At 45.1% G+C, this 16,115-nt stretch carries 13 protein-coding genes and 1 riboswitch; of the genes, 2 read left to right on the forward strand and 11 right to left on the reverse strand.

The window, feature by feature from the left end; genetic code table 11:
* Positions 1–10: 10 nt before the first annotated feature.
* A riboswitch (FMN riboswitch) is annotated at positions 11–178 on the forward strand.
* Between the two features lie 237 nt (positions 179–415).
* A complete protein-coding gene (locus DBZ36_RS16020) occupies positions 416–1,354 on the forward strand; it encodes a DMT family transporter (RefSeq protein WP_120355960.1) in 939 nt (312 codons plus the stop codon).
* A gap of 374 nt (positions 1,355–1,728) precedes the next feature.
* Here the strand turns inward: DBZ36_RS16020 and secA are convergent, their stop codons facing one another.
* Together secA and DBZ36_RS16030 are read right to left on the reverse strand one after the other, a co-directional pair.
* Positions 1,729–4,464, reverse strand: coding sequence for a preprotein translocase subunit SecA (gene secA, locus DBZ36_RS16025; RefSeq protein WP_120355961.1), 2,736 nt, complete (start codon positions 4,462–4,464; stop codon positions 1,729–1,731).
* A 66-nt stretch (positions 4,465–4,530) separates the two neighbouring features.
* A complete protein-coding gene (locus tag DBZ36_RS16030; protein WP_233558162.1) occupies positions 4,531–5,433 on the reverse strand; it encodes a M23 family metallopeptidase in 903 nt (300 codons plus the stop codon).
* Between the two features lie 17 nt (positions 5,434–5,450).
* Here DBZ36_RS16030 and DBZ36_RS16035 point away from each other — a divergent pair, with 17 nt between their 5' ends.
* Positions 5,451–5,891 (forward strand): DciA family protein, encoded by a 441-nt coding sequence (locus DBZ36_RS16035; RefSeq protein ID WP_120355963.1) that lies wholly within the window; start codon positions 5,451–5,453, stop codon positions 5,889–5,891.
* Positions 5,892–5,926: 35 nt separating this feature from the next.
* On the opposite strand, the gene lpxC is transcribed toward DBZ36_RS16035, so the two are convergent.
* The 9 genes from lpxC to murD all read right to left on the reverse strand — a co-directional run bounded on the left by lpxC (position 5,927) and on the right by murD (position 16,112).
* On the reverse strand, positions 5,927–6,844 hold the full coding sequence (lpxC, locus tag DBZ36_RS16040) for a UDP-3-O-acyl-N-acetylglucosamine deacetylase (protein WP_120355964.1): 918 nt from the start codon (positions 6,842–6,844) through the stop codon (positions 5,927–5,929).
* Positions 6,845–6,953: 109 nt separating this feature from the next.
* Positions 6,954–8,099, reverse strand: coding sequence for a cell division protein FtsZ (gene ftsZ / locus DBZ36_RS16045; RefSeq protein WP_199711901.1), 1,146 nt, complete (start codon positions 8,097–8,099; stop codon positions 6,954–6,956).
* Between the two features lie 36 nt (positions 8,100–8,135).
* Positions 8,136–9,392, reverse strand: coding sequence for a cell division protein FtsA (ftsA, locus tag DBZ36_RS16050; RefSeq protein WP_120355965.1), 1,257 nt, complete (start codon positions 9,390–9,392; stop codon positions 8,136–8,138).
* Positions 9,373–10,128 carry a cell division protein FtsQ/DivIB gene (locus DBZ36_RS16055; RefSeq protein WP_120355966.1) on the reverse strand — a complete coding sequence of 252 codons (756 nt, stop codon included), beginning with the start codon at positions 10,126–10,128 and terminating at the stop codon, positions 9,373–9,375. Before DBZ36_RS16055 ends, ftsA begins: the two co-directional genes overlap by 20 nt.
* Positions 10,128–11,069, reverse strand: a complete 942-nt coding sequence (locus DBZ36_RS16060; RefSeq protein ID WP_120355967.1) for a D-alanine--D-alanine ligase — start codon at positions 11,067–11,069, stop codon at positions 10,128–10,130. Before DBZ36_RS16060 ends, DBZ36_RS16055 begins: the two co-directional genes overlap by 1 nt.
* On the reverse strand, positions 11,066–12,523 hold the full coding sequence (gene murC, locus DBZ36_RS16065) for a UDP-N-acetylmuramate--L-alanine ligase (RefSeq protein ID WP_120355968.1): 1,458 nt from the start codon (positions 12,521–12,523) through the stop codon (positions 11,066–11,068). Before murC ends, DBZ36_RS16060 begins: the two co-directional genes overlap by 4 nt.
* Positions 12,510–13,625: an undecaprenyldiphospho-muramoylpentapeptide beta-N-acetylglucosaminyltransferase gene (gene murG / locus DBZ36_RS16070; protein ID WP_120355969.1), complete on the reverse strand. Its 1,116-nt coding sequence runs from the start codon at positions 13,623–13,625 to the stop codon at positions 12,510–12,512. The genes murC and murG overlap by 14 nt, the downstream gene beginning before the upstream one ends.
* Entirely contained in the window at positions 13,618–14,796 is a 1,179-nt protein-coding gene (gene ftsW, locus DBZ36_RS16075) for a cell division protein FtsW (RefSeq protein WP_120355970.1), read from the reverse strand. Before ftsW ends, murG begins: the two co-directional genes overlap by 8 nt.
* Positions 14,793–16,112, reverse strand: coding sequence for a UDP-N-acetylmuramoyl-L-alanine--D-glutamate ligase (gene murD, locus DBZ36_RS16080; RefSeq protein ID WP_120355971.1), 1,320 nt, complete (start codon positions 16,110–16,112; stop codon positions 14,793–14,795). Before murD ends, ftsW begins: the two co-directional genes overlap by 4 nt.
* Positions 16,113–16,115 lie beyond the last annotated feature (3 nt).

Raw genomic sequence — 16,115 nt, forward strand, 5'->3', positions numbered from 1 at the left:
GATTAATTCGATATAACTTCAGGGCGAGGCGAAATTCCTCACCGGTGGTAGTAAATTCAACGATTGAATTTAGAGCCCACGAGCGCCATCGCTTTTTAAGCTTTGGGTCAAGCAGATCAGGTCACTTGCAAAAGAAATCCTGAGCCGACAGTTAAAGTCTGGATGAAAGAAGTTATACCTATACCTATGCAATTTGAGCCTTGATCTGAGAGATTTCTCAGTTTTTCTGCTTATCTTGCTGGTGCTTTAGGTATTCTAAATAGAGCCAATTTGACTCTATTTTTGCGCAGCCGTATTCATAAACCTCTGGTTTGACGAATACCTTATAGCGTGTTCTTCATTGGACAACGTTAAGCTGTGCCGACCTTCCATCAATATGCTCTGTCACACCCACTTTGTTGTATAAGGATGACCCGTGACAGGATCTTATTTTATTTTAGCCGCTACATTTTTATGGGCTATAGATACACTATTTCGCTACCCACTGATTTACTCCGGGATTAGCGCTTCTACTATTGTTGCAGCAGAACATCTGGTTTTGGTCGCAATTTTTCTGGTTTATTGCTGGGTAAAAAAACAAAGCTTAGTACTAAAACGTAGCACCTGGTTTAGCTTTATCATTATTGGCGGCTTTGGTTCTGCCATTGGCACGCTTGCGTTTACCCAAGCCTTTTCGATGATGAATCCAAGCTTAGTGATTTTGCTGCAAAAACTGCAGCCTATAGTCGCTATCTCTTTGTCTGCCATCATCCTCAAAGAGCGCATTAATCAGCGTTTCTATGCCTACTTAGCCTTATGTATTGTGGGCAGTATTCTGTTGATCGGTGACGATTTAAGTAGCCTGTTTGATGGCAGTCCATGGCACTATAATGCTGCGACTCAAGCTAAGCTTCTAGGTTATGGACTCACCTTACTCGCCGTTGTGAGCTGGGGAGCCAGCACAGTCTTTGGTAAAAACCTAAGCAATCAAGGCTTATCGCAAACCCAAATCATGGGCGGACGTTTTAGCTTTGGACTGTTGTTTATTCTACCGTGGTTGGCAATCTTCCCCAGTCAGTACACGCCAATGAGTAACGAGAACATGGGCAGCCTGCTTGCAATGGTATTACTCTCGGGTTTACTCGGCATGTATTTCTATTACAAAGGCTTGGAAAAAATACCTTCGCACTATTCAGCCTTAGTCGAGATGTGCTTCCCAGTTATGGCCGCGGCTGTGAACTGGATATTCTTAGGCTTTAGCTTAAGTCCTATCCAAATTCTTGGCGCTAGTACCTTGCTGCTAGCCAATGCTGCGCTAAATTGGCAAAACCTAAAACCTGCGACAAACGCAGCACAACTTGAACTTGAAAGTTAAGCTTAAGAACTTCAGAGCAAGTCTGGTGACTTGCTCTACTTTCCTAGTTCATTCTTATACCAATCCTACTCATTAGTTGGTCGTCATTAGTCATATATAGAATTGCTTGTTTCAAGGAATAAGCGCAGTTGCAGTTGGCCTAATGACACCACTTTTGACGCTACTATCAGCGATTGTAGTCGGCTAGACTTATTAGGGTTGGTATCGCAGCTTTTCTTGAAAGCATCACGCTAGCATGCGTGCTGCACGCTTCAAACGGTAATATAGTATTCGTTTCATCTACGTTCATCTGCGTGAACTCTAGTCCATCAAATTCCACAAACAAAAAAGCCTCGCGAAAACGAGGCCTTTTACTGGTGCAGGGCTAAGGGATTTTAGCTCAATTTCCCATGACACTGTTTAAACTTCTTACCCGAACCACAAGGGCATGGCTCATTACGGCCAACCTTTTTGCCATCTCTCACAAAAGTTTGATCATCAGCTTCTTGCGTCTCAGACTCGCCATCAGCCAATTGGTTTTGCGCCTGCTGATGTTGCTGCTCAAGCGCAGCCATCGCTTTCACTTCAGCCTCGCGTCGGCGACGTTCCATTTCTTCAACTTCTTTAGGGTCCTGCACTTGGACCTTACTCACCAAGCCAATAACATCGGCTTTGTAAGCTTCAAGCATTTCGGTAAACAATTCGAAAGACTCACGCTTATATTCTTGCTTTGGATTTTTTTGCGCATATCCACGCAAGTGAATACCTTGACGCAAATGATCCATCGCTGCCAAGTGCTCTTTCCAAAGCTGGTCAAGCGTTTGCAACATCACAGATTTTTCAAATTGACGCATTGGCGCTTCACCAACGGTATCAATTTTACGTTGGTATTCGCTAACAGCCGCTTCAACGATACGTTCTTTTAGTTTTTCTTCGTAAAGTTTATCGTCGTCATCTAGCCACTGCTTTATCGGTAAGTCGAGACCAAAATCATTCTTCAAACGCTCTTGTAAGCCGTCGATATCCCACATTTCTTCAAGTGATTGTGGCGGAATATAGCCATCGATAACTTCAAGATATACGTCTTGACGGATGTGCTCGATAATCTCTGAGACATCGCTATTATCCATAAGCTCATTGCGCTGCTCATAAACAACTTTACGTTGGTCATTGGCGACGTCATCAAACTCAAGCAAGGATTTACGTACATCAAAGTTACGCCCTTCGACTTTACGTTGGGCATTTTCAATGGCGCGAGAAACCCATGGGTGTTCAATAGCTTCGCCATTTTCTAGACCAAATTTCTGCAGCATGCTACTGACACGGTCCGATGCAAAAATACGCATCAAGCTGTCGTCCATACACAGATAAAAGCGACTTGAACCCGCATCACCTTGACGACCAGCACGTCCACGCAGTTGATTATCGATACGACGCGACTCGTGGCGTTCAGTACCAATGATATGCAATCCGCCAGCTTTAAGTACTGCATCATGACGAACTTGCCAGTCAGCTTTGATTTTATCTATTTGTTCTTGCGTTGCATTCTCTAAAGCCGAGATTTCGGCCTGCCAACTACCACCAAGAACAATATCGGTACCACGACCGGCCATGTTAGTTGCAATCGTAACTGCACCGGCCAAACCTGCTTGGGCAACAATCTCAGCTTCTTTTTCATGGAACTTAGCATTGAGAACTTTATGTGGGATTTTCTTTTTCTTCAAAATCTCGGAAAGGAGTTCTGAATTTTCAATTGAAACCGTACCCACCAATACTGGACGCTGGTCTTCAATACACGACAAAACGTCAGTGACAATCGCGTCGTATTTTTCTTCAGCGGTAAGATAGACCAAATCACCACGGTCATCACGGATCATCGGTTGGTTGGTTGGAACAACAACCGTATCTAAGCCGTAAATATGTTGGAATTCAAATGCTTCAGTATCGGCTGTACCGGTCATCCCACCTAGTTTTTCATAGAGACGGAAAAAGTTTTGGAAAGTAATCGAAGCCAGTGTTTGGTTTTCATTTTGGATCTTCACCCCTTCTTTAGCTTCGACAGCTTGGTGCAGACCTTCAGACCAACGACGTCCTACCATGGTACGTCCGGTGTGCTCATCAACGATGACGATTTCACCATCTGGACTCACAATGTAGTCAACGTTTAACTCAAATAAAGTATGCGCGCGCAATGCGGCGTTAACATGGTGAAGCAAGCTAATACTGGTCGCCGAATATAAAGAATCATGCTCGTCTAACAAGCCTTCCTCTTTTAATAAGTTCTCAACAAACTCTTGACCATTCTCAGTAAGATGAACTTGCTTAGATTTTTCATCTAAGGTGTAGTGGCCATCACCGCGGTATTCTTCGGTATCTTCTTCTGCTTGCAACTGAAGCTTTGGAATAAGAAGGTTAATTTTTTGGTATAGCTCTGAGCTATCTTCGGCAGGCCCAGAAATAATCAAAGGCGTACGCGCTTCATCGATAAGAATTGAATCCACTTCATCTATCACGGCGAAGTGCAATGGACGCTGTACACGCTGTTCTGGTGAAAACGCCATGTTATCGCGAAGATAATCGAAACCAAATTCGTTGTTGGTACCGTAAGTCACGTCGGCTTGGTAGGCTTCAATTTTTTCTTGAGGCTCCATACCTGAAATGTTGACTGATACGGTCATGCCTAAGAAATCAAACAGCGGACGATTCCAATCAGCATCACGTTTTGCCAAGTAATCATTGACCGTAATGACATGCACGCCTTTGCCAGTCAACGCGTTTAGGTAAGCTGGTAGTGTGGCAGTTAAGGTTTTACCTTCACCAGTTCGCATTTCAGCAATTTGGTTATTGTTAAGGACCATGCCCCCAACCAGCTGTACATCAAAGTGACGCATACCAAAGACACGCTTTGATGCTTCTCGTACAACGGCAAAAGCTTCTGGCAAAATGCTATCGAGAGACTTCCCTTCGCTGAGAAGTGTTTTGAATTCTTCAGTTTTTTGTTTGAGCTGTTCGTCGCTAAGCGCTTCAAAATCAGCCTCGAAAACATTGACCTGCAAGGCTATTTTATTTAATTTTTTGATAGTACGGTCATTACGGCTACCGATGACCTTAGTGATAAGTTTGCTAATCATTTGGTTTACTTATTATCGAGACTGAATTTGTATTGGCCTGAGGCCTTCCTTTCTACTGTTTTATGCTTAGCCCGCTCGGTTTAGATATTCGGCTGGATTCACCGGCTCACCGTTACGAATGACTTCAAAATGCACATGTGGCCCAGTAGAACGGCCGGTACTACCCATAGTTGCAACAACATCACCTTTAGCAATGACATCACCGCGTTTAACAATTACTTCTTGTGCGTGAGCATAGCGTGTCATGGTGCCAAGACCATGTTCTATCTCAACTATTTTGCCATAACCGGCTCGAAAACCCGACCAGGTGACAATACCACCACCTACAGCCAAGATCTCTGTGCCTGTTGCACCGGCAATATCTACACCTCGGTGAAAACGTCCATTACCGGTAAAAGGGTCAACACGATTACCAAAAGGCGATGTCAACCATACTCCGTCTCGCGGTGAAGGCCAACCCGAAATCTCACTCTCTTGTTGTATTTTGAGGCGCTTAGCCCATGTTTCAAGGGTTAACTGTCGATTTTGCTCAAAAAACAGCTGTTCGTCGAGTGCAATTAGCTGCCAACCAAGCTCACTGACACTCTGGGTGCTGCTGTCTCGCATTGCAATTAGGTCTGATTCCAATTGCTCAGGATCATAGTGGTCTAGCAACTGTTGGTCCACTTTTTGGCTTTGCATGCTGGCCATTTGTGCTTGCAAACGCCCTATACTGCTAGCCATAGAACGCAAAGTGGTTTGGTATTGCTGTTCGAGTTCTGAAACTTCGGGATGCCCGTTAAGTTCAAACTCGCGTAGTTGCTGTTCTTGAACGAAAACTTGCTGATTCAAATCTTGGATTTTACTGCCCAAGCTCAACATAATGGCGATTAAACCAACAAAAAGAGAGAAAATAGGCCAGCGACTTTGAGTGGGCTGCGCTTTGACTGGTGTAGCATCGCTACTGGAGTATACTGAATGGTCTGTCATCACAACTTTCATAAATTATGGCTCGGCAAAAACACCAACCCTTGAGTGTACAACGCTTACTGCAACAGCAAGCTGACCCTAAGCTATCAAGACAGCTTAATCATCAGCATCAATGGCAGCAAATTTCTCAGCAGGTGCTCGGACCGCTAAATCTAGAACAATGTCGTATTACGGCAATGAAAAACGGTACCGTATTTATTGATTGCCCTTCAGCCGTTTGGATGCAACGGTTAAAACAGTTACGTCCGGCTTTACTAACTGCTTGTCGCAAGGCTTTACCAGCAACCATTAGCATTGATTTTTCTGTAAACCCTAAGCTCAGCTCAAAACCGATTACTACTAACGTTGCAAGCCCTGTGGTATCAAGCGTAACTGCTAGCACCAGCAGTCGCGAAATCCCTGAAGAAGTAAAAAAATTACGCGAAAGCTTAAAACAAAAAGCGCCACACGGAGAGTAGGCGCAGCGCTTTTTTACCTTTGTATATCACTTAGTTTAGTAAGCAAATACCGGTTCAAACAGGTTCTGAGTTTGGGCTTGGGTTTGTTCAAATGTTACAAACTCCCAAGACTCTTGCTGTGCTAATAACGCACGAGCTAAGGCATTGTTTAGAGCATGCCCCGATTTAAAGGCTCGCAAATGACCCAAAATGTTGTGACCGGTTAAGTATAAGTCGCCAATAGCGTCCAATACTTTGTGTTTCACAAATTCGTCGTCATAACGCAATCCATCTTCGTTCAGAATACGGAAGTCATCAAGCACAATGGCGTTTTCTAAGCTTCCGCCTAGGGCCAAGTTATGTGATTGTAAATACTCAATATCGCGCATAAAACCAAAGGTTCTAGCCCGACTAAGTTCTTTTACAAAAGCATCAGTACTTAAGTCCATCGACACGTGCTGGTTACGCCCTTCCATTGCCGGGTGTTCAAAGTCGATAGTAAAATCAATTTTGAATCCAGACGGATGTGGTAACAGCTCGGCCCACTTGTCTTCTAATTCCACACGAATAGCTTTGGTTATCTTGATGAATTTCTTAGCTTTACTCTGCTCTTGTAAACCAGCAGATTGCAGTAAGAAAACAAAGGGACTTGCGCTTCCATCCATAATTGGAATTTCCGCGGCGTCAACCTCGATCAATAAGTTATCTATGCCTAATGCAGCGATAGCAGCCAGCAGATGTTCCACCGTAGCAATCCGGTTTTGCTGTGGATCAACCAAGCCCGTACACAACGTCGTATCCTTAACCAGATTGGCATCCGCAGGGATGTCTACCGGTGGATTTAAGTCGTTGCGACGAAACACAATACCTGAATCAACTGGCGCTGGATTAAAAGCAATAGTTACTTTTTTACCCGAGTGCAAGCCAACACCGGTCGCTTGTGTATAGCGACCAATGGTACGTTGTTTGATCATATATCAACCTCATTTGTCAGACTGAGTCAGTCAATTAGCCAAACATACTAGCATATTCGATAGCTTTAACCAAATAATGAGCAATATGCCCCATAATCAGTTGTTTATACTAGTCCGCTTGACGACGCAAGAAAGCTGGAATATCCAAGTAATCATTTTCAGGTGTTTCTGCTCGAGAACCATTTACCGCAACCGCTGGAGCGGCATCATTGATAACTGGTTGGCTAGAGTTTACCACCATACGTTCTTGTTCTGGTTGTACTGTGGCATTGCTCACAATAGAGATATCAGGACGGCGTTCCATTCCAATACCTGTTGCAACAACAGTCACACGTAGTTCATCGCTCATTTCTGGATCAATAACTGCGCCAACAACCACAGTGGCATCTTCTGCTGCAAAAGCTTTAACCGCGTTACCAACAGTTTCAAACTCTTCAATACTCATATCAAAACCAGCAGTGATATTCACCAAAATACCGCGAGCACCAGCTAAATCGACATCTTCAAGCAATGGACTAGAAATTGCAGTATCAGCTGCTTCTTCTGCGCGGTCTTCACCACGTGCGATACCCGTACCCATCATTGCAGTACCCATCTCACTCATCACAGCGCGTACGTCTGCAAAGTCGACGTTGATCAAACCAGTACGAGTGATTAGCTCAGCAATACCTTGTACCGCGCCCAGCAAAACATTGTTCGCCGCTTTAAAGGCATCTAATAGCGATACGCCACGACCTAAAACCTTAAGTAGTTTGTCATTAGGTACGGTAATTAATGAATCAACATGCTTTGACAGCTCGTCGATACCAATTTGAGCAAAGCTTGAGCGTTTTTTACCTTCAAAACCAAATGGTTTAGTCACAACAGCTACTGTAAGAATACCAAGCTCTTTAGCAATTTCTGCTACAACTGGCGCAGCACCAGTACCTGTACCACCACCCATACCAGCGGCGATAAAGATCATATCACTGCCTTGTAGTTGGCTCATGATCGCATCGCGATCTTCAATTGCTGCTTCACGGCCCGTCTCTGGATTTGCACCAGCACCAAGACCCTTAGTGACTGCGCTTCCGATTTGAATCGTGTTATGTGCACTCGATTTACGCAAGGCTTGTGAATCTGTATTGATGGTAATAAATTCGACACCTTCGATTGATTGCTCAACCATGTGTTCAACTGCATTACCACCGCCGCCGCCAACACCAATCACTTTAATGACTGCGTCTTGCGCGAGCTCTTCTGCCATTTCAAAAATACTCATATCTACTCTCCAGTTTACCCAAACGGGTAGTTAAAACTCACCCTTAAGCCATGTTGAAAGACGGCGCATTAGCTGACTGACTCCGCTATTGCTTCGCTCTTCTAACTGCTTTACAGATTTGTTTTCTTTTCCATAGTGCAATAAACCTACTGCTGTTGCGTAAGTAGGTGCTTGAACATACTCTGTTAGCCCCGATACGTTCATCGGCTGACCAACCCGAACTTGGCATTGCAAAATACGCTCAGCGCATTCAACAACACCTTCAATTTGCGAGGCGCCACCGGTTAATACCACACCAGCACCTAGCTGTAATTTTGAACCTTGATTGCTTAAGTCTTCACCTAGCTCATCTAAGGTTGATTTAATCATGCCAAATAGCTCGCTATAACGCGGCTCTATTACTTCAGCAAGCGTCTGTCGTTGCAAACTACGAGACGGACGACCACCGACACTTGGCACTTCTATGGTGTCATCGCGCGCAACTAAACTGCCTAAAGCGCAACCATAACGAACCTTGACGGATTCGGCATCACTTAAGGGGGTTCCAAACACAGTAGCGATATCTCTCGTTACTGAATTACCCGCTAGTGGAATCACCGAGGTATGACGCAAAGACCCACCGGTAAAAACGGCTAGATCCATAGTTCCTGAGCCGATGTCTACAACGCACACACCTAGCTCTTTTTCATCATCAGTAAGTACCGCATAGCTTGAAGCTAAAGCTGAGAAAATTAGCTGATCAACTTGAAGTTGGCAACGCTCGACACACTTAACAATGTTTTTCACCATATCGTTATGGCAGGCAATTAAGTGTACTTTTGCTTCCATACGCACACCTGACAAGCCTAAAGGGTTCTTGATGCCTTCTTGGTAATCAATGGCAAACTCTTGCGGGAGCACATGCAATATTCGGTGTTCGTCAGGCATTTTCACCGATTTAGCGGTATGAATCGCGTTGTCGATATCTTCCTGAGTCACTTCTTTATCGGTGATCGGCTCCATACCGCGTTCGTTAAAGCACTGAATATGCTTGCCTGAAACCCCTAAATAGACAGAGGAAATTTTGCAATCAGCCATTAGCTCTGCTTCAGCAAGTGCTCGCTGGACCGTATCGACCACCAAATCGAGGTCAACGACACCACCTTTATCCATGCCACGAGCGGGATGGCTACCAACGCCAATAATGCTCATCTCACCGGAATTAAGTACTTCGCCAATTAAGGCTGTAATTTTGGTACTTCCGATATCGAGACCGACAAGTAGGTTTCTATCCATTGCTTTCGTCATTGTGTTGCGAACCCTGTTGCTTCCACCCCACGGCAAATCCCGTGTCGTATCTTAAATCAATATATTGCATCCGCTGATGCTCGAGTTGTGGGTATAGCCGAAGCAGCTTTGCTATACGTTGCTCTAACTGCTCCTGCCCCACGATAATTTCTAATCCAGTGTCGAGACGTAAATCCCATGAATGACGATTACTAAGTGCCATCGATGTTATTTTTAAACCTTGTAGCTCTAGCATCGGTCCGATTAGTGCAAATGCATCTTTAACCTTTACCGCGTCTTTATCTGGGCCACTTAAGAAAACTAAGTCGCTTTTAACCTGAGCCGGTGAACCTTGGAATACCTCACCGTCAACGTCGACCAAAGCGTTGCCGTTCCAAGTCGCTAATGGCTGATGTTCCAATAGCCGAATGCGCAATTTATCTGGCCATTGTTTTCGCAGCGTTACGCTTTTTATCCAAGGCAATGCTTCTAGTTGACTTTGTACTTCATCAACATCCAATGTGAAGAAATTTCCTGCCTGTGGAACTTGCGCCAATATTTGTTGCAGATCTGCATCAGCGACATACTTACGCTCTCCACTGACCAACAAACGACTCATAGGTGCTAACTGTCGGTCGCTCAAATTTTGGTACATAAGCACCACAAAACTGATCAATCCTCCCAAAACCAACACAAACAGCACAAAGCTTAGCCAGTGGCCAAGTTTTGACTCATGTTGATATTGCAAAGCCATCATCAGTGAGCCAGCTCCAATATTTTAAGTACCAATTGTTCGAAACTCATACCCAGTTGTTTAGCAGCCATCGGCACTAGACTTTTTTCAGTCATACCTGGTGAAGTATTCACTTCAAGCAAATTCCAGCCGCCATTTTCATCTTGCATAAAATCAACCCTTCCCCAACCTTCACAACCAGCAGCTTGGAATGCGCGGAGGGCAATTTGTCCTAATTCTTGTTCTTGTTCTGGGCTTAAACCGCTTGGACAAAAGTACTGGGTACTATTGCTCTGATATTTCGCCGTATAGTCATAGAAATCGTGCGGTGTCGACATTCGTATCGAAGGCAATGCAGTTTGCCCTAGTATGGCAACCGTATACTCTGCGCCACTAAGCCAGCGTTCAATCAATACTTGCTGATCGTATTCAAATGCCATGTCTATTGCGGCTTTGAGTTCGTCACAATTACTCGCAATGGCCATACCGATGCTTGAGCCCTCTAAACAAGGCTTCACCATTACTTTGCCACCTAATGCCACCAATAAACTAGCCGCTTCGTCAACCTGATAACTGTCTTTCTCAACGAGTTTGAAGTCAGCCGTTGGTAGTTCTAAGCTTTGCCAAATTTGTTTACAGCGGCCTTTATCCATTGCCAGAGCACTGCCTAGAACTCGGCTACCGGTATAAGGAATGTCTAAAAACTCCAAAGCACCTTGCAGTGTCCCGTCTTCACCGCCGCGACCGTGTAATGCAATAAAGGCATGAGTGAATTTTTCTTCAACTAAGCGATGTAAATCATAATCGGCTGTATCTATACCAAACACATTCAAACCGCTACGCTCAAATGCGCTCAAGACAGCTGCGCCAGATTTCAAAGAAACCTCACGCTCTGCTGAGCTGCCACCCAACAATACGGCGACTTTACCAAATTCAGAATTCAATGCTTGTTGGCTTAAACTCACTTGGACTCCTCTTTAAGCTTTTCAATTTTTAATTCACAGGCTGCTAATTGTTTGGCTAGTACCCCAATATTTCCCGCACCTTGAGTCAGTAAAAAATCACCACCTTTTATATGGTCAGCAAGCATGGGCGCTAAGTCGCTTGGTGTTTTTACATAAACCGGCTCCAATCCACGTTGCCGTAACGAGCGACATAACGCGCGGCTGTCTGCACCTGGAATGGGGTCTTCTCCTGCAGAATAAACCTCAAGCAGCAACAGGCTATCAACTTGCGCGAGTACTTCGACAAAGTCTTCATACAAATCACGCGTTCTGCTGTAGCGGTGCGGCTGGAAGGCCATCACTAAACGTTTTTCTGGATAGGCGGCGCGGGCTGCCAAAATAGTTGCTAATACTTCCGTCGGATGATGCCCATAATCATCCACGAGCATGACTTCGCCATTACCCGTTTCAAATTCGCCATAATGTTCGAAACGTCGACCAATACCTTCAAACTTGGCTAATGCGCTTAAGATAGCTTCATCATCTATGCCATCTTCACTGGCAACTGCTATAGCGGCCGCTGCATTCAAGGCATTGTGCTCACCGGGCATATTCAGATCGATTCTAAGTGCCGCGCGCTCTTTGCGTAGCACCGTAAACGAACAACGCTCTCTGCTTTGGGAAAAATCTTGAATGCGCACATCCGAGCCTTCTGAAAAACCGTAGGTGATAATATGACGGCCGACTTCTGGCATTATTTCGTGGATGCCCGCATCGTCATTACATAAAACGGCAATGCCATAAAAAGGCAGGTTGTGTAAGAATTCGATAAAAGTCGAATACAACTTATTGACGTCACCACCATAGGTATCCATATGGTCAGCTTCGATATTAGTAACCACCGCGACCATAGGTTGTAAATGCAAGAATGACGCATCACTTTCATCGGCTTCGGCAATGAGGTAACGACTAGCACCTAAGCGAGCATTGGTACCGGCACTATTAAGCAAACCACCAATTACAAAAGTTGGATCGCGATCCGCCTCTGCATAGATGCTTGCAATAAAGCTTGTGGTTGTGGTTTTACCATGGGTTCCGGCAACCGCAACGCCATGCCGATAGCGCATCAACTCTGCGAGCATTTCAGCTCGACGTACAATCGGAATACGCTGCTCTTTGGCGGCAACCAATTCGGGGTTGTCCAAAGGAATTGCCGTTGATGCAACAACCACGCTTACGCCGCTAACATGTTCAGCGGCATGACCAATAAGAATACGAGCACCAGCAGACTGCAAACGTTGCGTCATTGCATTAGGCGCCTGATCAGAACCACTAACTTGATAGCCTTCATTGGCAAGCACTTCGGCGATGCCACCCATGCCTGCTCCGCCAATTCCCACGAAGTGAATTCGCTCAACACGACGCATCTCTGGAATGCTTTGACGGACGGTTTTAGCCAGCTCAACTTTTGTCATTTTCTTCTCTCTTTAACAACGCAGTACAATGTTGGGCAACAGCCTGTGTTGCATGCGTTTGAGCCAAAGCTCGAGTTTTACGCGCCATATTCAGGCGATGCTCTGGCTGACTTAATAAACTAAAAATAGGACTTAAACTCTCGGGGCCAAAATCTGAGTCAGCAACTAAGTATGCTGCTTGCTCCGAGACAAGATACTGTGCGTTTTGGGTTTGGTGATCGTCGACCGCATATGGGTAAGGGACGAAAATAGCGCAGCGACCAGCGGCTGCAACTTCAGAAACTGTCAGTGCACCAGCGCGACATACAATCACATCAGCCCAAGCATATGCGGCTGCCATATCATCACAAAATTCCATCACTTCGATATGTTCTAGTTGATCGCTACTAAGTAATTGTTGATAGCTTTGTAAGCACATGTCTGCGTTTCCGCGACCTGATTGATGTTTAATTTCCAGTGTTAGTTCGCTCATTTGATCAACGATAGCGGCGAAACCCGTATTAAAAACACGTGCGCCTAAACTTCCACCGACAACCAAAATGTTAATCGCAAGAGGATTTGCAGGTCTAGCGACGTATTCTGGTACAGCTGTGATTTCACTTCGAACCGGATTACCTACGGTAAACGTACGTTCACTCTCAGGTAACGCTCCCGGAAACGCTTGGAGCTTGCACTGCGCTATCTTAGCTAACAATTTATTAGTTAAACCCGCAGCAGCATTTTGTTCATGTAAGACCAAAGGTATTCCAAGTAGTCTTGCCGCAACACCGCCGGGTCCACTGGCGAAGCCGCCCATACCTATGACGACGTCAGGGCGAAGTCGACGTATAATTCCTATGGCTTGCACCACTGCTCTGACAATCTTAAAAGGTGCAGCAAGTCGACGAACCAAACCATTACCGCGAACACCTTGGATATCTATAAAGTCGATATCGAAACCATGTTGCGGGACTAACTGGGCCTCCATCCGATCGCGCGTGCCAAGCCAAGTGACTTCCCAACCTTGAGCCAATAGTTCTTTGGCAACCGCAATACCTGGGAACACATGTCCACCTGTACCACCTGCCATAACCAATAATCGTGGAGCTGAAGAGTTATGCATGGACTTCACTCCCATAGGCTTGGCGGTGTTGGATGCGCCATTCGTGGTCAATTCGCAATAATATTGCAACCGCTGCTGACATCGCCAGTAAACTGGAACCACCATAACTGACAAGCGGTAAAGTTAAGCCTTTGGTCGGTAACATACCTGCCGCAGCACCCACATTAACCATGGTTTGAAAACTAAACCAAATTCCAATACCACATGCCAAGAAGCCTTCAAATGATTTATTATCCAACAACAAGTTGCGACCTATTTTCATCGCTCGAAATGCAAGTAGTAGCAGTAAAAGCAACACCACACAGACGCCTACAAAACCTAATTCTTCCGCCATCACCGCAACTACAAAATCGGTATGTGCTTCAGGTAAGTAATCTAGTTTTTGAACCGAGTTACCCAGACCTTCTCCAAACCAGCCGCCACGACCAAAAGCCATCAAAGACTGCGTGAGTTGATAGCCACTACCAAAGGGGTCGTCCCAAGGTTGTAAGAACGAAGTTACACGCCGCATACGGTAAGGTGCGGCAACAATGAGCGCCACGATAGCCATTGCTGCAATAACAATAAGTCCAAAAAACTGAATAAGACGGGCACCTGCTAAAAATAGCATTCCCGTTGTGGTCACAAACATTACGATGACACTACCCATGTCTGGCTGGGCTAATAGCAACATCGCAAGGATGAGCATTACCACCATTGGCTTTAAAAAGCCTTTTAAGTTTTCACGTACTTGCTCATGGCGACGCACCAAGTAACCGGACAAATAAACAAATAATGACAATTTAGCGAACTCTGCAGGCTGCAAGGTAATCGGCCCCAGCGCAATCCATCGTGAAGATCCATTTACATTTCGTCCAATGACAAGGACTAGTACAAGTGCAATGATCGATAATAGTAGTAGCAATGCGTTGTGGCGCTGCCACCAATGCATTGGGATCTGCACTATACCAGCCATCGCAATCAAACAGACAATGAGGTAAACCCCGTGCCGCTTTGCAAAATAGAAAGGCTGATCAACCAATGCGATCCCTTCAGGAATTGAAGACGATGCAACCATTACTAAGCCGAAACTCATTAACGCCAAAATCAACCACAATAGATTACGGTCATAGAGGCTTTGATCGGCCTTAGAATTACTAAACACGTTTGGCAATGACAATTGAATACTCATAATTGTCCCACCAACTCTTGGAAATGTTCGCCACGGGCCATGTAGTTTTTGTACATGTCTAAACTGGCACAACATGGTGATAGTAAGACATAGTCGCCAGCCTGAGCCTTAGTTTTGCAATACGCGACAGCGTCAGCTAAGTGCTCAACTAGCTTTACTTCTGGGTGCAATTTTTCAAACAATGTTTTGTCTTTACCAAACGCAACAATGCCTGTGATTTTTTGTTGTACATTGCTCAGCGAACTAAGATCTGCGTTTTTACTATCGCCACCAGCAATCAACCATAAATGCTTTGCACTTGAGCTTAAGCCATCAATCGCGGCTAATGTGGCGCCTAAGTTAGTCGCTTTCGAGTCATTGATCCAAGCAACATCGTCTATTCGACGAAGCAATTGGCATCGGTGTTCAAGGCCTTGATAGTTTTTAGCTGCTTGTGCGCAACCTTCTAGGTTTAAGCCCGAGGCATTAGCCAGAGCAAACGCGGCAAGTACATTTGCGTAGTTATGTTCTCCAACCATAGCCAAATCACAACTGTTCACTAATAGCTTGTCGTTTTGACACAGGTTATTGCTGTTAGCTTCATAATTAAAATCCGCTGAACTATGGATACCAAAACTAGCTTTAGAGGCAGTAATCTTAGGATAAGTTAAGGCATCATCAGCATTGTAAATACAGTTTATTGCATGCTTATAAATCTTGTGTTTTGTCTCGCAGTAAGCGTCATAACTTGGATAGCGATCCATGTGGTCTTCGCTAAGATTAAGCACAGTGGCGGCAACGCAGTGTAAGCTTTCGGTACTTTCAAGTTGGAAACTTGAAAGCTCTAACACGTAAAGATCTATATTTGTGGCAAGTAGGTCTAATGCTGGTACGCCAATGTTGCCACCAACAGCGACATTTTTCCCACATGCTTTGGCCATCTCACCTAGCAAGCTGGTGACTGTGCTTTTACCATTCGAGCCGGTAATGGCAACGACAGGCGCGTTAGCTTCGAGGGCAAACAGTTCAATGTCACCTACAACTTTTGAACCAGCAGCGATTGCTGCCTGTACCATAGGATGAGCTCGAGGGAAGCCGGGGCTTAACACGATCAAGGAGAATTCTTTAAGCTTAGTCAGTGCTTGCTCACCTAAGTGCAGATTAAGATGAGAGAAGTCACTTGGGACAGTCACTTGTTCACGACTGTCAAAAAGTGTAGCTTGCAATCCTTTACTCAGTAAAAAACGCACGCAACTAGCACCCGTGAGTCCAAGACCCAAGACTGCCAGCGAATGCTGGTTTTTTGCTAATAAATTATTGAGCAACACTTGCTTCATTAA

This window comes from Alginatibacterium sediminis, from assembly GCF_003610775.1.
GTDB classification, from domain to species: Bacteria; Pseudomonadota; Gammaproteobacteria; order Enterobacterales; family Celerinatantimonadaceae; genus Alginatibacterium; species Alginatibacterium sediminis.

Coding starts and splice junctions, on each gene's coding strand:
- ftsA (WP_120355965.1), bottom strand. CDS start 9,392: ATGACGAAAGCAATGGATAGAAACCTACTTGTCGGTCTCGATATCGGA.
- DBZ36_RS16055 (WP_120355966.1), bottom strand. CDS start 10,128: ATGATGGCTTTGCAATATCAACATGAGTCAAAACTTGGCCACTGGCTA.
- secA (WP_120355961.1), bottom strand. CDS start 4,464: ATGATTAGCAAACTTATCACTAAGGTCATCGGTAGCCGTAATGACCGT.
- murC (WP_120355968.1), bottom strand. CDS start 12,523: ATGACAAAAGTTGAGCTGGCTAAAACCGTCCGTCAAAGCATTCCAGAG.
- murD (WP_120355971.1), bottom strand. CDS start 16,112: ATGAAGCAAGTGTTGCTCAATAATTTATTAGCAAAAAACCAGCATTCG.
- DBZ36_RS16030 (WP_233558162.1), bottom strand. CDS start 5,433: ATGACAGACCATTCAGTATACTCCAGTAGCGATGCTACACCAGTCAAA.
- murG (WP_120355969.1), bottom strand. CDS start 13,625: ATGCATAACTCTTCAGCTCCACGATTATTGGTTATGGCAGGTGGTACA.
- DBZ36_RS16035 (WP_120355963.1), top strand. CDS start 5,451: ATGGCTCGGCAAAAACACCAACCCTTGAGTGTACAACGCTTACTGCAA.
- ftsW (WP_120355970.1), bottom strand. CDS start 14,796: ATGAGTATTCAATTGTCATTGCCAAACGTGTTTAGTAATTCTAAGGCC.
- lpxC (WP_120355964.1), bottom strand. CDS start 6,844: ATGATCAAACAACGTACCATTGGTCGCTATACACAAGCGACCGGTGTT.